We start from the raw sequence: 21,946 nt of genomic DNA, 5'->3' as shown, positions 1-21,946 counted from the left end.
TCACCTCAGTGGAGGATGCCGGCTTTGCCGAGCAGGTCACGGAGCCCCGCGCCGTCCTCGGCACTGACCCAGGGGGCGACGTCGTCGGAGTGCGGCTCGTGGCCCGCGCGACCACCGGCGAGCACGGCCTCGGCCGGGAGCAGCCGACGGATGGCGACGCCGGCGACGGAGTCCGGGTGCTCATCCATGAACTCGGAGTAGATCGCCTCGTCGTGCTGGCCGTCGTCGCCGATCAGCAGCCATTTCACGTGCGGGAACTCCGTGGCCAGGCGACGCAGGTTGGTGAGCTTGTGCTCGCGCCCGCTGCGGAACCATCGGTCATGCGTGGGGCCCCAGTCGGTGAGGAGCATGGAGCCTGCGGGGAACAGGTGGCGCCCGAGGAACCGGCGGAGAGTCGGGGCGATGTTCCAGGCTCCGGTCGAGAGGTAGACCATGGGAGCACCGGGATATTCGCGGAGCACCTGATCGAGCAGCACGGCCATGCCCGGCACGGGGATGCGCGCGTGCTCGTCGACGACGAAAGAGTTCCAGGCGGCGATGAAAGGTCGGGGGAGGGCGGTGACCATCACGGTGTCGTCGACGTCGGAGACGACCCCGAAGTGGGTCGACTCGGCCACGATGAACGCGGTCGTCTCGACCGGGTCCTGACCCTCGACAGAGAACGTGAAGGTCTGCCATCCTGGCTCGAGCTCGGCGTGCACGACCGAATCGATCACACCGCCCCGGTCGGCGACGACATAGTGCACCGAGTCGCCGATCTGCACGGCGACCTTCGCGAAGCTCACGGGGATGCCGACGAAGCTCCGCCAGCCGCGGACGCTGGCCGGTTCGCCGTCCTTCGTGCTCCGTGCGGGAGGGACGATGAGAACGCGACCGACGACACGCACCCAGCCGGGCCCGCCGTAACCGGGGAACGGGAGGATGGTCGCGGTGCGGCCGCGACGGCGCGCTCGCCCCTCGCGCCACACGTGGAGGCGGTGTTCGAGGCGCGCGAACCAGTGGATCCGGGGCGCCGGAGGTGACGAAGCCATTGCTTCAGTCTTTCACGTCGGTCGAGTCCTTCGCGTCGGAGATGTCGAGATGGCGCGCCTCGAGGCGCGAGATCACCTTCTTGCCCACGAACACGGCGACGAGGAAAAGGGCGATGATGCCGACGAAGATGTATCCCGCGTAGTGCACCCGGTCGGCGAGCTCATCGAAGCTGCCGGCGGCGAGCGAGGTGATGCTCACGTAGGCCGTCGCCCAGAGCAGGCAGGCCGGCGCCGTCCACGCGAGGAATCGGCGGTAGGAGTAATGGCTCATCCCCACGGTCAGCGGCACGAGGGAGTGCAGCACCGGCAGGAACCGCGAGAGGAAGATGGCGATGCCGCCGCGGCGGGCGAGGTAACGCTCCGCCCGCACCCAGTTCTCCTCGCCGACGCGTCGGCCGACCCAGGAGGCACGGATGTGCGGGCCGATCCACCGCCCGAGCCAGAAGCCGATGCTCTCGCCGATCAGCGCGCCGACGACGACCGAGACGACCATCGCTACGGCCTGAGGGAGGCTGGTGATGCCGATGGAGGCGACGAGCACGACAGTGTCACCGGGGAATACGAGCCCGATCAAGACGCTCGTCTCCAACATCACGGCGAGCCCCGCGACGAGCGTGCGAGTGATCGGGTCGATGGACCGCATGAAGTCGATCAGCCACGGCACCAAGTCGTCCACCCCTTGAGAATACGGGAGTGCACGCCGCCTAGGCTGAGAACGTGCCCGAACCTCTGAGCGCCCGCGTCCTGCCCGATCGGGTGACGCCTGACGCGCTCTTCCTCGCCCTCGAGCGGTCGTGCGCCGACCTGTTCTGGCTCGACGCCGGGGCGGAAGCGACGGAGGGATGGAGCTTCGTCGGGACGGGCGATCCGGCGTCGTTCCCCGGTGAAGTGCGGATGGATACCCGCACGGCCGCCGCGCATCCCGGTCCTCCGCTGCGGGGTGGGTGGGTCGGCTGGTACGACTACGAGACCGGCGCCCGAGCAGCGGGAGCACCCGTATCGGAAGCCGCTGACGAGCCCGGCGACGCCTGGTTGCGGGTCTCCCGGCTGGCGGCGTTCGATCATGCGACCGGCACCGTATGGGTTGCCGCAGCCCATGCCGATCTCGACGAGTGGAGCGCCGTCGTCGCGCGCGTCACCCCCTCCGCCGTGCCGCGCGGGGAGACGGTGTTCAGTGCGGCCTCGTCCGTACGCAGCGAGGCGCGACACACTCCGACGGAGTACGCAGGACTCATCGAGCGCTGCCGCGAGCTCATCAGAGCGGGGATCGCCTACCAGCTCTGTCTCACCACCCGGTTCACCGTGCCGGGGGAGCACGACGGAGTCGCGGTGTACCGACGCCTCCGTGCCGCCACTCCCGCTCACCATGGCGGCTTCATCCGGATCGGCGGCCGCTCCTTGCTCAGTGCGAGCCCCGAGCAGTTCCTCCACGCTGACGGCGGCGTCATCCGCACGCGGCCGATCAAGGGCACGCGGCCCCGCGGCGCAGACGCCGCGCACGATGCCGAGCTCGCCGACGAGCTCGCCGCGGACCCGAAAGAACGGGCTGAGAACGTCATGATCGTCGATCTGATGCGCAACGATCTGTCGAGGGTGTGCCGACCCGGGTCGATCCGGGTCGAGGCGCTGTGGGCCGTGGAGACGTATCCGGCGGTGCACCAGCTCGTCAGTACCGTCAGCGGCACGGCGGCCGCGGGCACGACGGCGAGCGAACTTCTCGCAGCGACCTTCCCGGCAGGCAGCATGACAGGCGCGCCGAAGCTCTCGGCGATGACGCGCCTGCATGAGCTGGAGGGAGGGCCTCGCGGTATCTACGCCGGGTGCTTCGGTTACATCGGCGATGAGGGGTCGCTCGACCTCGCGATGGTCATCCGCAGCATCGTGATCGACGGTACGGGCGCTGCGGTCGGCGCAGGCGGGGGGATCACCTGGCGATCGGTCGCCGCCTCGGAGGTCGCCGAGGTCGCGACGAAGGCTCGGGCGCCGCTCGCTGCGCTGGGAGTGGAAATGCCCGCGGCCTGGGCTTCCGATATCCTGAACTGATCCCCTTTTCCCTTCAGATTGGTCGTGCGTTCGTTGTCTGAGAACCTGTCCACCTCTCCCGTCGCCGAGGAGACCTCCTCGGCGCACGCTATCCAGGCCAAGTGGCAGAAGTACTGGGCGGAGAACGAGACGTTCCTCACCGGCGGCGACGATGACAAGCGGCCCCGCCGCTACGTGCTGGCGATGTTCCCCTACCCTTCCGGCGACCTGCACATGGGGCACGCGGAGAACTACCTGTATTCGGACATCGTGGCCCGGTTCTGGCGCCACCGCGGGCACAACGTGCTCAACCCGATCGGCTGGGACTCCTTCGGGCTGCCTGCGGAGAACGCGGCGATCCGTCAGGGTGCGGATCCCCGCGAGTGGACCTACCAGAACATCGCTCAGCAGAAGCAGGCGTTCCAGAACTACGGCGTCTCGTTCGACTGGTCGCGAGTGCTGCACACCTCCGACCCCGAGTACTACCGCTGGAACCAGTGGCTGTTCCTGAAGCTGCACGAGCGCGGTCTGGCGTACCGCAAGAAGAGCGCGGTCAACTGGTGCCCGAACGACCAGACCGTGCTCGCGAACGAGCAGGTCGTCGACGGCCGTTGCGATCGCTGCGGTGCCGAGGTCGTGAAGAAGAAGCTGACTCAGTGGTACTTCAAGATCACGGACTACGCCGACCGGCTGCTCGATGATCTGAACCAGCTCGAGGGCTTCTGGCCGCACAAGGTGCTGCAGATGCAGCGCAACTGGATCGGACGCTCGATCGGCGCCGACGTCGACTTCCGCATCGAGGGGCGCGACGAGCCCGTCACCGTGTTCTCGACGCGTCCTGACACCCTGCACGGAGCGACGTTCTTCGTCGTCGCCCCCGACTCCGACCTGGCGTCGGAGCTCGCAGCGGATGCTCCGGCCGACGTGCGCGAGCGATTCCAGAAGTACCTGGCCGATGTGCAGAAGACCACCGACGTCGACCGACAGGCCACCGATCGCCCGAAGACCGGGGTCTTCCTCGAGCGGTACGCGATCAACCCGGTCAACGGCGAGAAGCTGCCGGTCTGGGCGGCGGACTACGTGCTGGCCGATTACGGTCACGGAGCGGTCATGGCCGTGCCGGCGCACGACCAGCGAGACCTGGACTTCGCCCGCGCCTTCGACCTGCCCGTGAAGGTCGTCGTCGACACGACCGCGCCGGTCACCGGTGCGATGCCGGTCATCGAGGTCGATGAAGAGGGCGTGCCGATCGACACCGGTGCGGCGCTCGACGAGCAGAACCCCGCCTCCACCGGCATCGCTCTGACGGGAGAGGGCCGGATGATCAACTCCGGACCGCTCAACGGTCTGTCGAAGCGCAATGCGATCGCCCGTGCGATCGAGCAGCTCGAGGCGTCCGGCACCGGGCGCGCCGCCAAGAACTACCGTCTGCGCGACTGGCTGATCTCGCGTCAGCGCTTCTGGGGCACGCCGATCCCGATGCTGCACGCGGAGGACGGCCGGATCATCCCCGTGCCCGAGGAGCAGCTGCCGGTGAAGCTGCCCAGCGTCGAGGGGCTCGACCTCAAGCCCAAGGGATCGTCGCCGCTCGGCGCCGCTGAGAGCTGGGTCCGCACGGTGGATGCCGCCAGCGGTGACCCCGTGCTGCGCGATCCGGACACGATGGACACGTTCGTCGACAGCTCGTGGTACTTCCTGCGATTCCTGTCGCCGAACAGCGACACGGTCGCGTTCGACCCGGCTCAGGCCGCCCGCTGGTCGCCGGTCGACTCTTACATCGGCGGCGTCGAGCACGCCATCCTGCACCTGCTGTACGCGCGATTCATCACCAAGGTGCTGTTCGACATGGGGCTGATCGACTTCACCGAGCCCTTCTCGAACCTCATCAACCAGGGCATGGTCCTGCTCGACGGCGCCAAGATGTCGAAGAGCAAGGGCAACCTGGTGCTCTTCGAAGAGGAGCTCGACGCCTACGGCGCCGATGCGCTGCGCGTGGGTCTCGCGTTCGCCGGACCGGTCGAAGACGACAAGGACTGGGCCGACGTCTCGACGACCGGTGCGCAGAAGTTCCTGGCCCGCGCGTTGCGCATCGCCCACGAGGTGTCCTCTCCTGTCGACGTCGTGTTCGCGGGCGGAGATGCGGCGCTGCGTCGAGCCACGCACAAGCTGCTGGCAGATGCTCCTGGGCTCGTCGAGCAGACGAAGTTCAACGTCCTGGTCGCGCGCCTGATGGAGCTGGTCAACGTCACCCGCAAGACGATCGACGGTGCCGCAGGCGCCGCTGATCCGGCGGTGCGTGAGGCGGCCGAGACCGTCGCCGTGATGCTCGATCTGATCGCCCCGCACACCGCGGAGGAGATGTGGGAGATCCTCGGACACGAGCCGTCCGTCGGGCTCGTCACCTGGCGCTCCGCCGACCCGGCGCTGCTCGTCGAGGACACCGTGACCGCCGTCGTGCAGGTGGGCGGCAAGGTCCGCGCTCAGCTCGAGGTGCCCGCGCGCATCGGCGAGGCCGAGCTCGAATCGCTCGCCCGTGCCGACGAGCGGGTCATTCGCTCGATCGGCGACCGCGAGATCGTCAAGGTCGTCGTGCGCGCCCCGAAGATCGTCAGCATCGTCGTGAAGGGCTGACCGACCGCGTAGCCAGCCGCTCTGCACATCCGGCCGCCCACGGGGGTTCTCCCCGACGGGCGGCCGGATGCATGAGAGGCGTCGTTCGCTGGCATAGCGTTGCGGAATGCCCGAATCCGCCGCTTCCTCACCGGCGCCGCGCCGGTTGCGGCTAGGGGTCGGCGCCGCCGTCGTGCTGGCGCTCGTCGTGCTGTCCGCGGCCGTCGGACTCGGACTGATGCGGGGGCAGGCCGTGCCGACCGAATCGGTGCCGTTGGCCACCGAGGCCGCCGAGAGCGGCGGATCGACGGGAGAGCTCTACGTGCACGTGCTGGGCGCGGTCGAGCATCCGGGACTCTATGTCCTCGATCTCGACTCCCGGCTGGTCGATGCGGTGGCGGCGGCCGGCGGGACCACTGACGATGCCGACCTGACCGCGGTCAATCTCGCCCGCGTGCTCTCGGACGGCGAACAGATCAGCGTGCCGGTCGTGGGTGCCGCAGCCGCGGAGGGGTCGCCGGGAGCAGGCGCGCCCGCGGACGATCTGGTGGATCTCAACACCGCAGATCAGGCGGCGCTCGAGACTCTGCCGCGCATCGGCCCCGCCCTGGCCGAGCGGATCATCGCCTGGCGTGACGAGAACGGTCGGTTCACATCGGTCGACGACCTGCTGTCGGTCCCCGGCATCGGAGAGAAGCTGCTCGCCGGCATCCGCGACGGTGTGCGGGTGTGATGCGCGGTCTGCGGGCGCTGTCTCTCTCTCGCCTGAGTCCGAGCGTCGTCAGCTGTGCAGCGACGTGCCGCTTCTCGAAGCCCCCGAGTCGGTCAGGACGGCACGTGCGGCACGCTCGCCGGAAGCGAGGGCGCCTTGGATCGACGCGGTGTCTCTGTGATCCCCGGCTGCATACAGCCGCTCGGCGTAGCGCGGCGATCGCGGTGGGCCGAGCGGTGCCGGTTGGGCAGGCAACGCGTCCACGATGTCGTCGCGCCGGATCAGCTGCCACGCGCTGATGTCCGTACCCCAGACCTCTTCGAGGTGGCGGCGCACGTCGAACTCGTCGGCGGGTGCGCCGCCACGCGGCAGCAGGCAGGTCGCGGCGATGAGGTGACGTCCGGCCGGCGCATACGAGGGCACGGTGTGCGTCATCACGACGGTATTCACGACGGGGCCTCCACCTCGGCCGTCGACGGTGAGCAGTGCGGATCCGCTGGGAGGTTCAGTGGCGGCGAACCACCACGTCTGCAGACCTCTCGTGACCGGACGGGCGAGACCGGTGAGGTCGCTGACGGCATCGGCGCCGACTGCGACCACCGCCCGAGCCGCTCGCACGGAGTCGCCGTCGCTCAGCCCCACCGTGATCTCCTCTCCTCCTGCTGAGATGCCTCCCGCGCGCGCGCCGAGACGGATGTCAGTACCCGCCGCGCGCGCGTGCGCGGCGAGCTGCTCGGGGACAGCGGCGATCCCCTGTGCGGGAAGCCCGGGTCGGCCGAGCGCGAAGTAGAGTACGAGCAGTCGCGCGAAGGCGTTCGACGTCTCGCCGCCTCTCTCCGCCAGAACCCCGGCGAGAAACGGCTCGAGTACAGCGGTGCGAAGCGGGCCACGAAGCCCCGCGGCATCCCATCCCTCGCGCATGGTGGCATCGTTCCGAGCCAGATGCGAGAGCGGACTCACCAGTGCCGGCGCGGCCCAGCGTGCCAGCGCGACGGCATCCCGACCGCTCACCAGGCTGCTGCGCAGAGACGTGACGATCGACAGCGGATGCCGAAGCGGATGCCGCAGCTCAGCCACCCCGTCCGTCGTGCGCACCCGCACGCCCACAGGGAAGCTCCCGAGCGCGAGTGCGTCGAGATCGACGCTGCGCCGAAGTGCCGGGTAGGCCGGGTTGAGGACCTGGAACCCGCGGTCCAGCCGGAAGCCGTCGATGATGTCGGTGCGCTGGCGTCCGCCGACCGCATCCGCGGCCTCGAGGACGACGACGTCGAGTCCGTGAGCGGAGAGCAGTCCCGCGCAGCGGAGCCCTGCGAGGCCGGCGCCGATCACGATCACGTCATGCATCCGTGATGACCTCTCCTCGGCGCGTCAGAAAGTCTCGCACCAGAGTCAGGCGAATGGGCTGGTGTTCTGCGATGTCGCGTACGTCGACCATTCCCCGAGTATGCCTGAGTCGCTCGGTGTGGTGGACGGTGTCGGCTGTCGGAACGGCCCGCGGTCGGTGAATCGAAGTGCCCGCGGTCCTCACGCAGAGATCATCGCTTCGCATTCGGCGCTCCTGCACGCCGCGTCGGCATCGATGTGTTGTCCACCGACCGGGGGGGCGGGTGCGCTGCGAGGTGGTCGCACGCCCCTACGTTGTCCTGATGCACCGGCTGCCGATGAGATGCGACCCGCGGGTTCGACCGCGCGATGACGCGCGGGTATGAGCCGGGATCTGCGTCTGCTGCCGATCGCGGGCGGAGTGTGGGCGTTCGCCCTTGTCTGCGTGTTCGTGCCTCCAGCTGCGCAGTGGTGCCTTTTCGGTGGCGTGCTGGGGGCTGCGGCGTCGCTGTTGTGGATGCTGCGGCGGTCGTCCGCCGCGGCGTCCATGGCCGGGGTGGTGCTCGTGATGCTCGCCGCGATCGCCGCTGTCTCTGTCACTGTTCTTGCCGCGACACCGGCGCGCGAGGGCGCTGCGTCGTGGGACGGACGTGTGGTCGAGGCGACGGGGGAGGTCAGCACCTCGGCGTCGGTCGGTCGGGATGGGCGCCTGTGGATGGAGGTGCAGCTCACGGGCATCGGGTCGCCGGGGTCGGTGCGGGCGGCATCGGCTCCGGTGCGGATCGGCATCGACCCGGCCGACGGGTTCGATCTCGGTGCCACAGTCCGGGTGAAGGGCGAGGCAGCGGCGACGGATCCGGGGGAGAGGGCAGCGCTCGTCGTGTTCGCGAGCGAGGCGTCGGTCGAGGAGCCGGCATCCGGGGTCTTCGCGGTCGCGGCCGGATTGCGCAGCGCTTTCATCGACCGGGCGCAGCGACTTCCCGAGCCCGGAGCGGGTCTGCTTCCCGGACTCGCAGTCGGCGACACCCGCGCGGTGTCGACCGAGCTGAACGATGACATGCGCACCAGCGGTCTCAGCCACCTGACGGCGGTCTCCGGAGCGAACTGCGCCATCGTCGTCGGGGCGGTGTTCTGGTTGGCTGCGCTGTGCGGCGCCGGACGGGGGACTCGAGTCGTCGCGGCCGCTCTCGGTCTTGCGGGCTTCGTCGTCCTCGTGACGCCGGAACCCAGCGTGGTCAGGGCGGCGGTCATGGCGGGTGTCGCGATGCTGTCACTGCTTCTCGGGCGGCCGAGCGCGGGTGCGGGGATGCTGGCGCTCAGCGCGAGCGGCATCCTGATCGCCGACCCGTGGCTGGCCTCGACTGCGGGATTCGCGCTCTCGGTCTCCGCATCGGGTGCACTGATCCTGCTCTCGCCGTCGCTCACCCGCGAACTCGCGCGATTCATGCCGCAACCTCTCGCTCTCGCGATCGCCGTGCCGACGTCCGCACAGCTCGTGTGCGGCCCCGTCATCGCCCTCTTCGCAGAGCAGCAGTCTCTCGTGGGGCTCGTGGCGAACCTGCTGGCTGCGCCCGCGGCGCCGATCGCCACTGTCATCGGCCTCCTCGCGTGTCTCGCCGCTCCGGTGGGCGTTCTCGCCGACCTTCTGGCGGCGTCGGCATGGTTGCCCGCCGCGTGGATCGCGCAAACGGCCAGCATCACGGCCAGGCTGCCGTTCGCTCAGATCGCCATGGTGCCCGGCATCGCCAGCGCCGTGCTGGTCGGCGTCGTGAGCGCGGCGATCGGGGTGATTCTCGCCGATGGGTACCGCGCGGTGCCGGTCGTCAGGGGTGTCGCAGCGGCCGTGCTGGCAGTCGCGCTCGCCCTGGGCGGTGCGCATGTGGTGCTCAACGGTCCGCTGGCGAGCGCGACCACTCCCGACGAATGGTCGGTCGCCGCCTGTGATGTGGGCCAGGGAGACGCACTCGTCGTGCGCTCCGAGGGGGCGATCGCACTGATCGATACCGGGCCGGAACCGGAGCCGCTCGCCTCGTGTCTGCGCGAACTCGGTGTCGAACGCGTGGATCTGCTCGTGCTCACGCACTTCGATCTGGATCACGTCGGCGGGGTCGAGGCTGTTCAGGGGAGAGTCGGCGCGGTGCTGCACGGGCCACCGGGGGAGAGCGGTGACGAGCGGATGCTGCAGCACCTCGCCGACGGCGGTGCGACGGTCGGTCAGGCGGCAGCGGGCATGCGGGGTGACCTGGGCGCGGCGTCCTGGCAGGTGCTGTGGCCGCAGCGTGGGTCGGAGGCGTTCCCGCCGGGCAACGACCAGAGCGTGGTTCTGGAGATAGGTGGCGGCGGCGTACCCCGCTCGCTCTTCCTGGGCGACCTGTCGGGGGAGGCGCAGCGGATGCTGGAACGCACCGCGCATCTCCGAGGCGGCTACGCGGTGGTCAAAGTCGCCCATCACGGCAGCGCCGACCAGGACTTCCCGCTCTATCAGGACCTGCACCCGAGTGTCGCGCTGTTCAGCGCAGGCGTCGACAACGACTACGGGCATCCGCGAGCGGAGACTCTGGCATCGCTCGAAGCTGCCGGTGCGCGAGTGCTGCGGACCGACCAGCAGGGCCGTCTCCTCGTCGGCCTCGCGGGGGACGAGCTTCAGCTGTGGGCCGAGAAGCAGCCACCCTGACGACGGGGTCGACGTCTGTGGCCCCCGGTAGTCTGGAGGCATGGCTGCTTCTCGTACTCCTTCCCGCGGTGGGACCAAGGCAGCCAAGGTCCCGCAGGTGTCGTGGCGCGATCCGCGTCCGGCGCCGGTGGTGCTCGTGTTCGGCCCGGAGGAGGTCTGCGCAGAGCGCGCGATCGCCGGAGTCCGCGACTACCTCCGCACCGAAGACCCCGCGCTCGAGGTGACCGATGTCCGCGCTGATGACTACGCGCCCGGGACTCTCCTCGCGCTGACCTCGCCGTCGTTGTTCGGGGAACCCCGGCTGGTGCGCGTGTCGGGGGTGGAGAAGTGCTCGGATGCCTTCTTGCAGGAGGCTGTGTCCTACCTCGACCACCCGCAGGAGGGTGCGACAGTGATCCTGCGCCACACCGGGGCCAGCGTCCGCGGCAAGAAGCTGCTCGATGCGGTGCGCGCCGGGACGGGCGACGGCATCGAGATCCCGTGCCCGGCCATCAAGCGCGACGGCGACCGCGTCGACTTCGCTGCCGGCGAGTTCTCTGCGGCGAAGAAGCGGATCGCCCCGCCTGCGTTGCGCGCTCTGGTCTCGGCCTTCGCCGATGATCTCACCGAGCTCGCGGCGGCATGCCAGCAGCTGATCGGCGACGTCGAGGGCGATGTCACCGAAGAAGTCGTCACCAAGTACTACGGCGGGCGGGTCGAAGTCTCTGCCTTCGTCGTCGCTGACACCGCGATCGCCGGACGCTATGGCGAGGCTCTCGTGGCCCTGCGCCATGCCCTCGCCTCCGGCGCCGACCCCGTGCCGATGGTCGCGGCGTTCGCCATGAAGCTGCGCACCATGGCGCGCGTCGCCGGAAACCGCGAGCCGAGCCGCCAGCTCGCGCAGCGACTGGGAATGAAGGACTGGCAGGTCGACCGTGCGCGACGCGACCTCGCCGGATGGAACGAGCGTTCGCTGGGGATGGCCATCCAGGCGACGGCGCGCGCCGATGCCGAAGTCAAGGGTGCCGCCCGTGACCCGATCTTCGCTCTCGAGCGGATGCTCACCGTCATCGCCACCCGCCAGCCGTTCGGCGAGTGAGCGCGGTCTGACGCGCGGCAGCTGCCTCGTCCGTCGAGATCGCTGGCACATACGGTTCCGAGCACGCGAAAGAGCCCGCCCCGCGAACGGGACGGGCTCTTGTCACACCGTCAGGCGTGGAATCGGCTCAGAGAGCGGAGACCTGCTTGGCGATGGAGGACTTGCGGTTCGCAGCCTGGTTCTGGTGGATGACACCCTTGCTGACGGCCTTGTCGAGCTTGCGGGAGGCAGCCTTCAGAGCAGCCTCGGCTGCAGCCTTGTCACCGGAGACGACAGCGGCGCGGGTCGCGCGGATGTGCGTCTTCAGCTCGCTCTTCACGGCCTTGTTGCGCTCGTGAGCCTTGTCGTTGGTCTTGTTGCGCTTGATCTGCGACTTGATGTTTGCCACGTGTGGACGCTTTCTGTACGGAGTTGTTAGGAAATGCCGGCAGAAGAAGAGGGCTTCCACTCGGCGGTCGTGAGGGAAGAACCCACACGCAAGCCAAGAACCAACTCTACCAGCATCCGGGCGGTTCACCCTAAACGAGCGAGGTGTGCTCGTCACTGATGCGGTGTCGGTGCGTGTGGGTGCACAATCATCAGTATCCCGACACTCGCGTCGCGACCCCGACGTCAAGGAGCGACATGAGCCCCGCCCTCCCATCCGGATCGCCGGTGTCCGCTCTGCGGAGAGTCGGACCGCCATGGATGACCGTCTTCACCCTCGCCTGGCTGGCGATCTGGACGGTGCAGCTCACTCCGGTCCAGTTGCTCCTCCCCTTGCAGTTGAACACGTCTGAGAAGGACTGGATACCCGGCGTCATCTCGTCCGGGCTGGTGCTCGGCATCGGCGGTCTCGCAGGGATCGTCGCGGGCCCGCTGGCCGGGGCGCTGTCGGATCGCGCGGCCGTCGGACGGCGGCGTCGGCGACCATGGGCGATCGGTGGCGTGCTCGTCACCGCGCTGTTCCTCGTGGTGACCGGTTTCAGTGAGGGGCCCTGGGCCGTGGGAGGAGCCTGGGTCGGGGTGTCGATCGGCGTCGCGGTGTCGTCGGCCGCCTTCACCGCACTGATAGCGGACCAGCTTCCTCCGACGCAGCGTGGCGCCGCGTCCGCCGCCGTGGGCTCCAGTCAGGCGGTGGGCATCGTGCTCGGCGTCGGGCTCGTGGTGCTCCTCGGGCTCGGCATCCGTGAGGGGTACCTGCTGCTCGCCGGGATCATCGCGACGGTGGGAATCGGTGCAGCGCTGCTTCTGCCCGATCCGCCCGCGGCCGTCGACGCGACTCCGGTGACGCGTGATCGTCATCTGCTGGCATCGCTGCGCGATCGGGATTTCACCTGGATGCTGTCGGGCCGGCTCGTGACCAACATCGGCAACGCGCTCGGCACTGCACTGTTCCTCTTCTTCCTGCTCCATGGTCTGCACCAGGAGACGACGGTGGCGCAGGACAACCTGCTCCTCCTGATCGTGGTCTACACGCTGTTCGTGGTGCTCGCATCGGTGTGCACCGGTGTGCTCTCCGATCGCACGGGCAACCGGCGTTCCCTCACGATCCTGGCGACCCTGGTGCAGGCGGCCTCCGGCGTCGTGATCGCCGTCGTGCCGACCTTCGAGGCGACGATGGTCGCCGCCGCGCTCATGGGGCTCGGCTACGGCGCGTTCTCGACCGTCGGGCTCGCCTTCGCCGCCGACCTGCTGCCCGGCGAGAGGGACCACGCCCGTGACCTCGGCATCGTCTACGTCACGGCGGCACTCGGCCAGCTGATCGGCCCGGTGCTCGGGGCGGGGCTCGTCGCGCTCGTCGGGGGATTCTGGCTGGTGTTCGCAGCAGCCGCCGTGCTGTCGCTCGTGGGCGGTGCGCTCACGGCTCTGGCGAGGCAGCCGGCGCGGGAGCCGCGGCCTCACCCGTAGCCTTGGATTCGATGGTCGCGACGGCCAACCGCAGGACGGCGTTGAAGATCTGCGGACGCATCGCCGTGACGAGGTGCGTGGTGCGCGGCACGACGATGAGCTCTGCGTGAGGCGCGAGCCGTCGGAAGAGGGCCTCGTTGACTCGCAGCTGATCCCACTGTCCGTTCACGAACCACAGCGGCACGCGGATGCGGGCGACCGCTGTCGCGAGATCGAGCGTGGCGAGATTTCGCAGTGCCGTGTCCTGGGTGTCCAGCGCATAGCCGCCGGCGGCGAAATCGGAGCGCGTCTCTTCGGGGATCGTCGCTTCGAGGATGCGCTTCGTGATCCACATCCCGCGATCGGGCAGCCGATCGACGGCGCGCGCGATCGCGCGATACGCCGCGAGACCGGCGCCTCGGGGGAGCGACGTGCACGACGCGGCGACGAGCCCCGCGACCCTCGGTGCCTCCGCTCCGCCGACGTAGGCGAGTGTCAGCAGGCCGCCCATCGAGTGCCCGACGAGCAGCACGGGACCTCGCGTCGCTGCGTCGCGCACCGCGACGTCGATGGTGTGGAGCGCCTCGTGCAGGGTGAAGTCCTCCTCCATCCGGGTGCCATGCCCGGGAAGGTCGACAGCGACGGCCCCGATGCCCTGCTCCTCGAGGAAGGCGAGTTGCGACCGCCACATCGTCGCGGACGTACGGATGCCGTGCACGAAGACGATCTGGACGCTCACGCGTTCAGCATAGAGAAAAGCGGGGCCGGTGGATGGACCACCGACCCCGCTGCGAAGCTCTGACGAGTCAGGCTCCGAATGGATTACTTCTCGTATCCCACGTTCTCCACCGGCGTGATGCCGAAGAGGTCGAGACCCACGTAGGGCTCGGGCGTGAGGTTGGCGAGACCTTCCTTGACGGTCCAGATCTCCGGGCCGTTGAGGACCGGGATGATGCCCCAGGTCTTCGCGAAGATCTCGGACTCCATCTCCATGGCCTTCTTGGTCTGCTCGACCGGGTCGGAGATCGTCTCGAGCTCCTCGTGGATCATCGTGTCGATCTCCTCGGTGCCGGTGCCCGACAGGTTCAGGCCGCTGTCCGAGCAGTACAGCTGGCAGAACCAGGCGGCACCGAACGGGTCGGACGACGTGAAGTTGAGGAAGAAGATGTCACCGTTCTGCGTGGTGTAGTCCTCGGCGAAGTCGGCGGACGGGCGGGTGTCGATCGTCACCTCGACGCCGACCTCCTTCAGCTGCGCCTGAACGGCGAGCGAACGCGCGCGCGCGGTCTCGGTGTCGGAGTGCACGGGGAAGACGAGCGACAGGCGCTGGCCGTCCTTCTCGCGGATGCCGTCGGCACCGGCGACCCAGCCGGCCTCATCGAGGAGCTTGTTGGCACCCTCGGTGTCGCCGTCCTTGCGGCCGGCCTCCTCCAGCGCGTTGACATAGTCAGGCTGGAACGAGAAGAGGGTCAGGGACCCGGCGGGCTCCTCGGTGTAGTTCAGGCCGTTGAAGACGATGTCCTTGACCTGCTCGATGCTGATCGCCTCGAACACGGCCTTGCGGACCTCGAGGTCGGACAGCACCGGGTTGGTCGAGTTCAGCGTGAAGATCGCGTTCGCGGTCGCCTGACCCTTGTAGGTCTTGACGCCTTCGAGACCCTCGACCTGTGCGAGCAGCTCGGCGCTGCCGGTCTCGGCCATGTCGACCTCGCCGTTGCGCAGTGCGTTGACCGCCGCGGTCGGCTCCATCTGGATGAAGGAGACCTTGTCGAGCAGCGGAGCGTTGCCCCACCACTTCTCGTTCGGGACGAGCGTGACGACGCCGCCGGTCTTGTCGAAGTTGTCGACCGTGTAGGGGCCTGCGGCCCATTCCGGGTGCCAGTCGCCGAGGAACGCCGTGTTGAACAGCTCAGGCGTGTTGACGGCCGGGTGCAGCAGCTGCGAGTAGACCATCTCGGGCCAGGCGAACTCGCCCTTGAAGGTCACGATGACGTCGCGGTCGTTCTCGCCGGCCTCGACGGACTCGATCTCCTTCCAGCCGTCGGTCGCGTTGGGCTGGTACTCCTCGTTCTCGCCGCTCTGGGCTTCCCAGGTGGCCTTGAACGCGGTGACGTCGATGGGCGTGCCGTCGTTCCAGACAGCCTTCTCGTTGACCTTGAAGTGCAGGACGGTCTTGCCGTCTTCGACACCGAAGGAGTAGTCGTCGAGGTATGCGTCGTTCTTCTTGACGGTGCCGTCAGGATCCATCAGCAGGATCTGGGGGCGGAACCACGTCCCGATCTGGGTGACGCGGGCGTCACCGTCGCTGTGGAAGTAGTTCAGCTGCTCGGCGATGTTCGAGACGGGGATGCGGAGTTCGCCGCCCTCTGCGAGGTTCTCGCGGGGCTGCGGGTTGTAGTCCGCGCCCTCGACCGTCTGAGCTTCGCCTTCACCGCTGTTGCCGCCGCCGTTGCCTGCCGGTGCGCACCCGCTCATGACGAGGGCGAAGGCGGCGCCGAGAGCAGCGATGCCCATCAGCTTCTGATGCCGTTTCATGGTACTCCTTAGTGCCTGTCGGCCTTACTTGGGATAGGGGCAGACTAACCCCGCAACTCTCGGGCGAAACCCCAGTGACACGGAACCGTTATCGGACTGTGCACATCGGTACACAGGTCAGCTGACGGCGATGGCCTCTGCGTCGAAACCCTCGACGGGAAGGATGATCCGCTCGCGCGTGCGCTCGATGTCGGGGTCGGGGATCGGGATCGCCGAGAGCAGCGCCTTCGTGTAGGGGTGCTGCGGATCGTCGAACACCTGATCGACGTCTCCGTGCTCGACGAACGAGCCCTTGTACATCACCGCGACCCGGTCGGCGATGTGGCGTACGACGGCGAGGTCGTGCGCCACGAACAGGTAGGACAGCCCGAGCTTGGCCTTCAGCTCGTCGAGCAGGTTGATCACGCCGGCCTGGATCGAGACGTCGAGAGCCGAGACGGGCTCGTCGAGCACCACGATCTTGGGGTTGGTCGACAGCGCTCGTGCGATCCCGATGCGCTGACGCTGACCACCCGAGAACGCCTGGGGGAAGCGGTCGCTGTGCGCCGGGTCGAGACCCACGAGACCCATGAGCTCCTCGACGCGATCGAACACGTCGTCCTTGCTCATGCCGATCGCGAGCATCGGCTCGGCGATGATGTCCCAGACCGTCATGCGAGGGTCGAGCGCCCCCATCGGGTCCTGGAAGACGATCTGCAGATCACGACGGAGCTTTCGCTCCTCCGCTCGGTTCTTGATGTCGGCGACGCTCGTACCGCCGATGCGGATGTCGCCGTCCTCCTGCGCGACGAGATCCATGATCTGGAGGAGCGTCGTCGTCTTCCCGCTGCCCGACTCGCCGACGATCGCGAGGGTCTCGCCCTGGCGGATGTCGAAGCTGATCCCCTTGACGGCGTGCACCTCGCCGACCTTGCGCTTGAACAGCGCACCCTTCATGAGGGGGAAGGTCTTGTTGAGGTTGACCGCCTCGAGGGTGATGGGACGATCCTCGCGGGGCACCTTCGCCAGCCCGCTCTCGGGGATCTCCGGGATGGGGAAGACGGGGAGCCCGCCGATGCGTCCGTCGTCGTCGATGTCGTTCGCGCGGATGCAGGCGACGGAGTGGTCGGAGTGACCCTCGGTGGAGATGGGGAGCAGATCGGGCTCGCGCTGCAGGCACGCGTCGATCGCGATGGGGCATCGCGCCGCGAACGGGCACGCATCCGGCAGATTGATCAGGAGCGGGGGGTTGCCCTTGATCGGGATCAGCGGCACCTTCTCGGTCTTGTCGACCCGCGGGATGGCACCCAGAAGGCCGATCGAGTACGGCATCCGGGTGCGGTAGAACAGCTCGCGCACCGGGGCCTGCTCGACGGGCTTGCCGGCGTACATCACCAGCACGTCGTCGGCGGTCTTGGCGACCACCCCCATGTCGTGCGTGATGATGATCATCGCGGCGCCGGTCTCCTGCTGCGCCTTCTCCATGAGCTCGAGGATCTGCGCCTGGATGGTGACGTCCAGCGCGGTCGTCGGCTCGTCCGCGATGATGAGCTTGGGATTGTTGGCCATCGCGATCGCGATCACGACACGCTGACGCATGCCGCCGGAGAACTCGTGCGGGAAGGCCTTCATGCGGCGCTCCGCCTCGGGGATCCCGACGAGCTTCAGCAGCTCGACGGAGCGGTCCCAGGCGTCCTTCTTCGACAGCCGACGATGCACCGTGAGAGCCTCGATCAGCTGGTCGCCGATCGTGAACACGGGCGTGAGCGAGGTCAGCGGGTCCTGGAAGACCATGGCCATCCCGTTGCCGCGGATCACCGAGAGCTGCTTGTCGGACTTGCCGAGCAGTTCCTGGCCGTCATAGATGATCGACCCGGTGACCTTGGCGTTGTCGTCGAGCAGGCCCATGATCGCGAGCGAGGTGACGGACTTGCCCGAGCCGGATTCGCCGACGATGCCGAGGGTGCGCCCCTCTTCGAGGTCGAACGAGACGCCGCGCACGGCATCGACTCGACCGGCTTCCGACGGGAAGCTGACCTTGAGGTCTCGGACGGAAAGGACAGTACTCATGCGCGACCTCCAGCCGCAGAGGTCGGATCCAGGGCGTCGCGCAGACCGTCGGCGATGAGAGCCATCGAGACGGTGAGCAGGGTGAGCGCCGCTGCAGGGAAGTAGAAGAGCCACGGTGCGCTCACCAGAGTGCTGGAGCCGTAGCCGATCAGGGCGCCGAGCGAGACGTCGGGGAGCTTCACACCGAAGCCGAGGAACGAGAGCGCGGTCTCGGTGAGGACGGCGGACACGACGCCGAGCGTGAAGTTGATCACCAGCAGCGACCCGATGTTCGGGAGCATGTGACGCAGGACGATCCGCATCCCCGAGAGCCCGGCGTAGCGAGCGGCATGCACGTACTCGCGCTCGCGGATCGACAGCGACAGGGTCCAGATGATCCGGGCAGGGAAGAACCAGCCGACGACGAAGATCATGACGAGCGAGATCACCAGCCAGTTCCCGCCGGCGTCGTTCGAGATCATCGCGAGGATCAGGAAGTTCGGGACCACCATCATGAAGTGGATGATCGCGAGCATGATCCGCTCGTACCGGCCGCCGAAGTAGGCGGCGGTGGCTCCGATGAGTGCCGAGACGACCGTGGTGCCGATGGCCACGAGGGCAGCGATCATCATGGAGCGCTGAAGACCGACGGCGACCTGGGCGAAGTTGTCGTTGCCCGAACCGTTCGTCCCGAACCAGTGCTCGGCCGAGGGAGCCTGGCGCAGTGCGAGGAAGTCGAGGTCGGTGTGCGAGTACGGCGCGATGAGCGGTCCCACGATCGCGAACACCACCAGAAGCGCGAGGATGACGACGCCGATCAAGGCGCCGCGGTTGCGCAGGAACCGACGCGTATACAGCGTCAGCATCGAGGTGCGCTTGCGGTTCTTCGGCTTCTCCGGTTCGGCGATCTCGGGGGACACCCCGATGGCTTCCAGGGACATCAGCTCACCCGCACTCTCGGATCGAGGACAACCACGGCGACGTCAGCGAGGATCGCGCCGATCGCCGTCATCAGGGCGCCGAACGCCGCGACTGCGACCACGCCGTGAATGTCGTTGTTGTTCAGGGTCTGGATGAAGTACCGACCCATTCCGTTCCAGTTGAAGATCGTCTCGGTCAGCACCGCTCCGGTGAAGACCGCGGGGATCGTGAACGCGACCTGCGTCGTGACGGGGATCAGCGACGTCCGCAGCGCGTGCTTGCGGATGGCCTGCTGCTTGGTGAGTCCCTTGGCACGGGCGGTGCGAACGTAGTCCGCCTTGATGTTGTCGAGCAGCAGCGAGCGCTGCAGGAAGTGGATGGACGCGTAGCCCGTGAGCACCAGGCCGAGTGTGGGGAGCGTCAGATGTTGGAGGACGTCTATGAGGACGGGGAAGAATCCCTCGACCCCCTGACTGGAGGATCCGACGACGTAGAAGACGGTCGTGCCGACCGCGTTGTTGAAGTTGATCGCGAGCAGAACCAGAGCGAATCCCGCAACGACCGTGGGGATGTTCATCGTGATGATGCTCGTGCCCTGACCGATGCGGTCGGCCAGTTTGTACTGACGGGATGCCGTGTAGACACCGAGGGCGATGCCCAGGATGGTCGTGATGATCGTCGCCCCGAGCACGAGCTCGGCGCTGATCCAGACGCGGTATGCGACCTGCTCGTTGACGGACTCGCCTGTGGGGCCGACTCCCCAGTCCCAGCGGAAGAGGATGCTGGAGAACCAGGTCCACCATCGTTCGATCAGGGGGACCGATTCGCTGAGGTTGCGAGGCTTCAGCAGCGCATCGATCTGATCGGGCGAAAGCGGAGGTCGACGTCCGACGTAGTTGTTCTCGGGATCGAGATACAGCCACGCGAGGAAGTAGGTGATGTTCGTCGCGATGACGATCATCAGCACCCATCCCAGCAGGCGGCGCAACAGATACTTGATCAAGGTGATGATTCTTTCTCTTTTACAGACGCGCGCGGGATCCGCCGACGCAACGCTGAGCCGGGAAGACAGTCAATCACCATCAGCCGATCTGCGCGACACGACGCCTGCACTTGGTCTGTGACGGAGTCTTATCGCTCACGGGATCCGGTGTCACGGATGGCTCCCGGGCAACCTCGGCAGAATATCACCGGATCGCACGAAGCGGGCATAAGCCTCACCTCACCGTAGAATCGTCAGGACATGTCACCACGCGCTCTCACTCCGCTTCAGCCTGCCGCGACGCCTTCGGCGCAGATCCGCAACTTCTGCATCATCGCGCACATCGACCACGGCAAGTCGACCCTCGCCGACCGCATGCTCCAGATCACCGGCGTGGTCTCGGATCGCGACATGCGCGCGCAGTACCTCGACCGCATGGACATCGAGCGTGAGCGCGGCATCACCATCAAGAGCCAGGCCGTGCGGATGCCGTGGGAGATCGACGGCGAGACCTTCGCGCTCAACATGATCGACACCCCGGGGCACGTCGACTTCACCTACGAGGTGTCCCGGTCTCTCGCCGCCTGCGAGGGCGCGATCCTGCTCGTCGACGCCGCCCAGGGCATCGAGGCCCAGACTCTGGCGAACCTCTACCTCGCGCTCGAGAACGACCTGCACATCATCCCGGTGCTGAACAAGATCGACCTGCCGGCGGCCGACCCCGACAAGTACGCCAAGGAGCTGGCATCGCTCATCGGCGGCAAGCCCGAGGACGTGCTCCGTGTCTCGGGCAAGACCGGTGTCGGCGTCGAGGAGCTGCTCGACCGACTGGTCAAGGAGATCCCCGCACCCGTCGGAGACGCCGATGCTCCGGCCCGCGCCATGATCTTCGACTCCGTCTACGACGCCTACCGCGGGGTCGTCACCTACGTCCGCATGGTGGACGGCAGCCTGTCGCCCCGCGAGCGCATTCAGATGATGTCGACGGGTGCCAACCACGAAGCGCTCGAGGTCGGCGTGTCGAGCCCCGAACCGGTGCCGTCCAAGGGGCTCGGCGTCGGCGAGGTCGGCTACCTCATCACCGGTGTGAAGGACGTCCGTCTGTCGAAGGTCGGTGACACGATCACGACGGCACGCAGGCCCTCGACCCAGGCTCTGCCGGGCTACACCGACCCGAAGCCGATGGTCTTCTCGGGGATCTACCCGATCGACGGCAGCGACTACGCGGAGCTCCGGGAGGCGCTCGACAAGCTCAAGCTCTCCGACGCCTCGCTGCAGTACGAGCCTGAGACCTCCGTCGCCCTCGGTTTCGGCTTCCGCTGCGGGTTCCTGGGACTCCTGCATCTCGAGATCATCACCGAGCGTCTCGAGCGAGAATTCGGCCTCGACCTCATCACCACCGCACCCAGCGTGATCTACGAGGTGCTCACGAGCGACACGGGCGAGACCGTGACGGTGACGAACCCGAGCGAGTACCCCGACGGTCGCATCGGCTCGGTGTCGGAGCCGATGGTGAAGACCGCGATCCTGCTGCCCAAGGACTACGTGGGCACGGTCATGGAGCTCTGCCAGTCGCGTCGCGGAGCGCTGCTGGGCATGGAGTACTTCTCCGAGGAGCGCGTGGAGCTCCGCTACATGATGCCGCTCGGTGAGATCGTCTTCGACTTCTTCGACCAGCTCAAGTCCAAGACCCAGGGCTATGCCTCGCTCGACTACGAACCCGCCGGACAGCAGGAGGCGGACCTGGTCAAGGTCGACATCCTGCTGCAGGGTGACAAGGTCGACGCGTTCAGCTCGATCGTGCACCGCGACAAGGCCTACGCCTACGGCACGCTGATGACGGAGCGACTGCGCAAGCTGATCCCTCGCCAGAACTTCGAGGTGCCGATCCAGGCCGCCATCGGCGCCAGGATCATCGCCCGCGAGACGATCAGGGCGCTGCGCAAGGACGTGCTCGCCAAATGCTACGGCGGTGACATCAGCCGCAAGCGCAAGCTCCTCGAGAAGCAGAAAGAGGGCAAGAAGCGCATGAAGATGGTCGGTCGTGTCGAAGTGCCGCAGGAGGCGTTCATCGCAGCGCTCTCCGGCGACGTCGAGGGCAAGGACAAGAAGTAGGACCTTCGGGCCGGGCTGTTCCCGGCGTGGAGGGTGATCGTCCAGG

16 protein-coding genes are annotated in these 21,946 nt (G+C 67.7%); 7 read left to right on the top strand and 9 right to left on the bottom strand.

The window, feature by feature from the left end:
• Positions 1 to 5 precede the first annotated feature (5 nt).
• Positions 6 to 1,031 carry an App1 family protein gene (locus AKG07_RS05510; RefSeq protein WP_053096560.1) on the bottom strand — a complete coding sequence of 342 codons (1,026 nt, stop codon included), beginning with the start codon at positions 1,029 to 1,031 and terminating at the stop codon, positions 6 to 8.
• Positions 1,032 to 1,035: 4 nt separating this feature from the next.
• The gene (locus AKG07_RS05505; protein WP_053096558.1) at positions 1,036 to 1,707 is read right to left on the bottom strand and encodes a DedA family protein; all 672 of its coding nucleotides are present in this window, start codon (positions 1,705 to 1,707) and stop codon (positions 1,036 to 1,038) included.
• A 41-nt stretch (positions 1,708 to 1,748) separates the two neighbouring features.
• Here AKG07_RS05505 and AKG07_RS05500 point away from each other — a divergent pair, with 41 nt between their 5' ends.
• From AKG07_RS05500 to AKG07_RS05490, 3 genes are all read left to right on the top strand, one after another.
• Positions 1,749 to 3,074 (top strand): anthranilate synthase component I family protein, encoded by a 1,326-nt coding sequence (locus AKG07_RS05500; protein WP_053096555.1) that lies wholly within the window; start codon positions 1,749 to 1,751, stop codon positions 3,072 to 3,074.
• Between the two features lie 33 nt (positions 3,075 to 3,107).
• Complete coding sequence (leuS, locus tag AKG07_RS05495) at positions 3,108 to 5,684, top strand: leucine--tRNA ligase (protein ID WP_053099152.1); 2,577 nt, start codon at positions 3,108 to 3,110, stop codon at positions 5,682 to 5,684.
• A gap of 106 nt (positions 5,685 to 5,790) precedes the next feature.
• Positions 5,791 to 6,396, top strand: coding sequence for a ComEA family DNA-binding protein (locus AKG07_RS05490; protein WP_053096553.1), 606 nt, complete (start codon positions 5,791 to 5,793; stop codon positions 6,394 to 6,396).
• Between the two features lie 48 nt (positions 6,397 to 6,444).
• Here the strand turns inward: AKG07_RS05490 and AKG07_RS05485 are convergent, their stop codons facing one another.
• On the bottom strand, positions 6,445 to 7,719 hold the full coding sequence (locus AKG07_RS05485) for an FAD-dependent oxidoreductase (RefSeq protein WP_053096551.1): 1,275 nt from the start codon (positions 7,717 to 7,719) through the stop codon (positions 6,445 to 6,447).
• Between the two features lie 361 nt (positions 7,720 to 8,080).
• Here AKG07_RS05485 and AKG07_RS05480 point away from each other — a divergent pair, with 361 nt between their 5' ends.
• Entirely contained in the window at positions 8,081 to 10,372 is a 2,292-nt protein-coding gene (locus AKG07_RS05480) for a ComEC/Rec2 family competence protein (protein ID WP_053096549.1), read from the top strand.
• Between the two features lie 40 nt (positions 10,373 to 10,412).
• Positions 10,413 to 11,450: a DNA polymerase III subunit delta gene (gene holA, locus AKG07_RS05475; protein ID WP_053096547.1), complete on the top strand. Its 1,038-nt coding sequence runs from the start codon at positions 10,413 to 10,415 to the stop codon at positions 11,448 to 11,450.
• Positions 11,451 to 11,577: 127 nt separating this feature from the next.
• On the opposite strand, the gene rpsT is transcribed toward holA, so the two are convergent.
• Entirely contained in the window at positions 11,578 to 11,838 is a 261-nt protein-coding gene (rpsT, locus tag AKG07_RS05470; protein WP_053096545.1) for a 30S ribosomal protein S20, read from the bottom strand.
• A gap of 236 nt (positions 11,839 to 12,074) precedes the next feature.
• Here rpsT and AKG07_RS05465 point away from each other — a divergent pair, with 236 nt between their 5' ends.
• On the top strand, positions 12,075 to 13,340 hold the full coding sequence (locus tag AKG07_RS05465; protein ID WP_053096543.1) for an MFS transporter: 1,266 nt from the start codon (positions 12,075 to 12,077) through the stop codon (positions 13,338 to 13,340).
• Here AKG07_RS05465 and AKG07_RS05460 read toward each other — a convergent pair.
• From AKG07_RS05460 to AKG07_RS05440, 5 genes are all read right to left on the bottom strand, one after another.
• Complete coding sequence (locus AKG07_RS05460; protein WP_053096541.1) at positions 13,291 to 14,058, bottom strand: alpha/beta fold hydrolase; 768 nt, start codon at positions 14,056 to 14,058, stop codon at positions 13,291 to 13,293. The genes AKG07_RS05465 and AKG07_RS05460 overlap by 50 nt on opposite strands.
• An 83-nt stretch (positions 14,059 to 14,141) precedes the next feature.
• A complete protein-coding gene (locus AKG07_RS05455; RefSeq protein WP_053096539.1) occupies positions 14,142 to 15,854 on the bottom strand; it encodes an ABC transporter family substrate-binding protein in 1,713 nt (570 codons plus the stop codon).
• Positions 15,855 to 15,971: 117 nt separating this feature from the next.
• Positions 15,972 to 17,903, bottom strand: a complete 1,932-nt coding sequence (locus AKG07_RS05450) for an ABC transporter ATP-binding protein (RefSeq protein WP_053096537.1) — start codon at positions 17,901 to 17,903, stop codon at positions 15,972 to 15,974.
• Positions 17,900 to 18,823: an ABC transporter permease gene (locus AKG07_RS05445; protein ID WP_053096534.1), complete on the bottom strand. Its 924-nt coding sequence runs from the start codon at positions 18,821 to 18,823 to the stop codon at positions 17,900 to 17,902. Before AKG07_RS05445 ends, AKG07_RS05450 begins: the two co-directional genes overlap by 4 nt.
• Positions 18,823 to 19,806 (bottom strand): ABC transporter permease, encoded by a 984-nt coding sequence (locus AKG07_RS05440; protein ID WP_053096532.1) that lies wholly within the window; start codon positions 19,804 to 19,806, stop codon positions 18,823 to 18,825. Before AKG07_RS05440 ends, AKG07_RS05445 begins: the two co-directional genes overlap by 1 nt.
• A gap of 240 nt (positions 19,807 to 20,046) precedes the next feature.
• On the opposite strand from AKG07_RS05440, the gene lepA reads away from it, so the two are divergent.
• On the top strand, positions 20,047 to 21,900 hold the full coding sequence (lepA, locus tag AKG07_RS05435) for a translation elongation factor 4 (RefSeq protein ID WP_053096530.1): 1,854 nt from the start codon (positions 20,047 to 20,049) through the stop codon (positions 21,898 to 21,900).
• Positions 21,901 to 21,946: the final 46 nt, after the last annotated feature.

The organism is Microbacterium sp. CGR1 (assembly GCF_001266755.1).
GTDB lineage: Bacteria > Actinomycetota > Actinomycetes > Actinomycetales > Microbacteriaceae > Microbacterium.
Note: the sequence above shows the minus strand (reverse complement) of the source record. Positions and strands in the feature narration are given on the sequence as shown.

What these genes read in the sequence shown, in the direction of transcription:
- AKG07_RS05510 (WP_053096560.1), bottom strand. Translation starts at nt 1,031, where the DNA reads ATGGCTTCGTCACCTCCGGCGCCCCGGATCCACTGGTTCGCGCGCCTC.
- AKG07_RS05490 (WP_053096553.1), top strand. Translation starts at nt 5,791, where the DNA reads ATGCCCGAATCCGCCGCTTCCTCACCGGCGCCGCGCCGGTTGCGGCTA.
- AKG07_RS05485 (WP_053096551.1), bottom strand. Translation starts at nt 7,719, where the DNA reads ATGCATGACGTGATCGTGATCGGCGCCGGCCTCGCAGGGCTCCGCTGC.
- AKG07_RS05480 (WP_053096549.1), top strand. Translation starts at nt 8,081, where the DNA reads ATGAGCCGGGATCTGCGTCTGCTGCCGATCGCGGGCGGAGTGTGGGCG.
- holA (WP_053096547.1), top strand. Translation starts at nt 10,413, where the DNA reads ATGGCTGCTTCTCGTACTCCTTCCCGCGGTGGGACCAAGGCAGCCAAG.
- AKG07_RS05465 (WP_053096543.1), top strand. Translation starts at nt 12,075, where the DNA reads ATGAGCCCCGCCCTCCCATCCGGATCGCCGGTGTCCGCTCTGCGGAGA.
- AKG07_RS05455 (WP_053096539.1), bottom strand. Translation starts at nt 15,854, where the DNA reads ATGAAACGGCATCAGAAGCTGATGGGCATCGCTGCTCTCGGCGCCGCC.
- AKG07_RS05450 (WP_053096537.1), bottom strand. Translation starts at nt 17,903, where the DNA reads ATGAGTACTGTCCTTTCCGTCCGAGACCTCAAGGTCAGCTTCCCGTCG.
- AKG07_RS05445 (WP_053096534.1), bottom strand. Translation starts at nt 18,823, where the DNA reads ATGTCCCTGGAAGCCATCGGGGTGTCCCCCGAGATCGCCGAACCGGAG.
- lepA (WP_053096530.1), top strand. Translation starts at nt 20,047, where the DNA reads ATGTCACCACGCGCTCTCACTCCGCTTCAGCCTGCCGCGACGCCTTCG.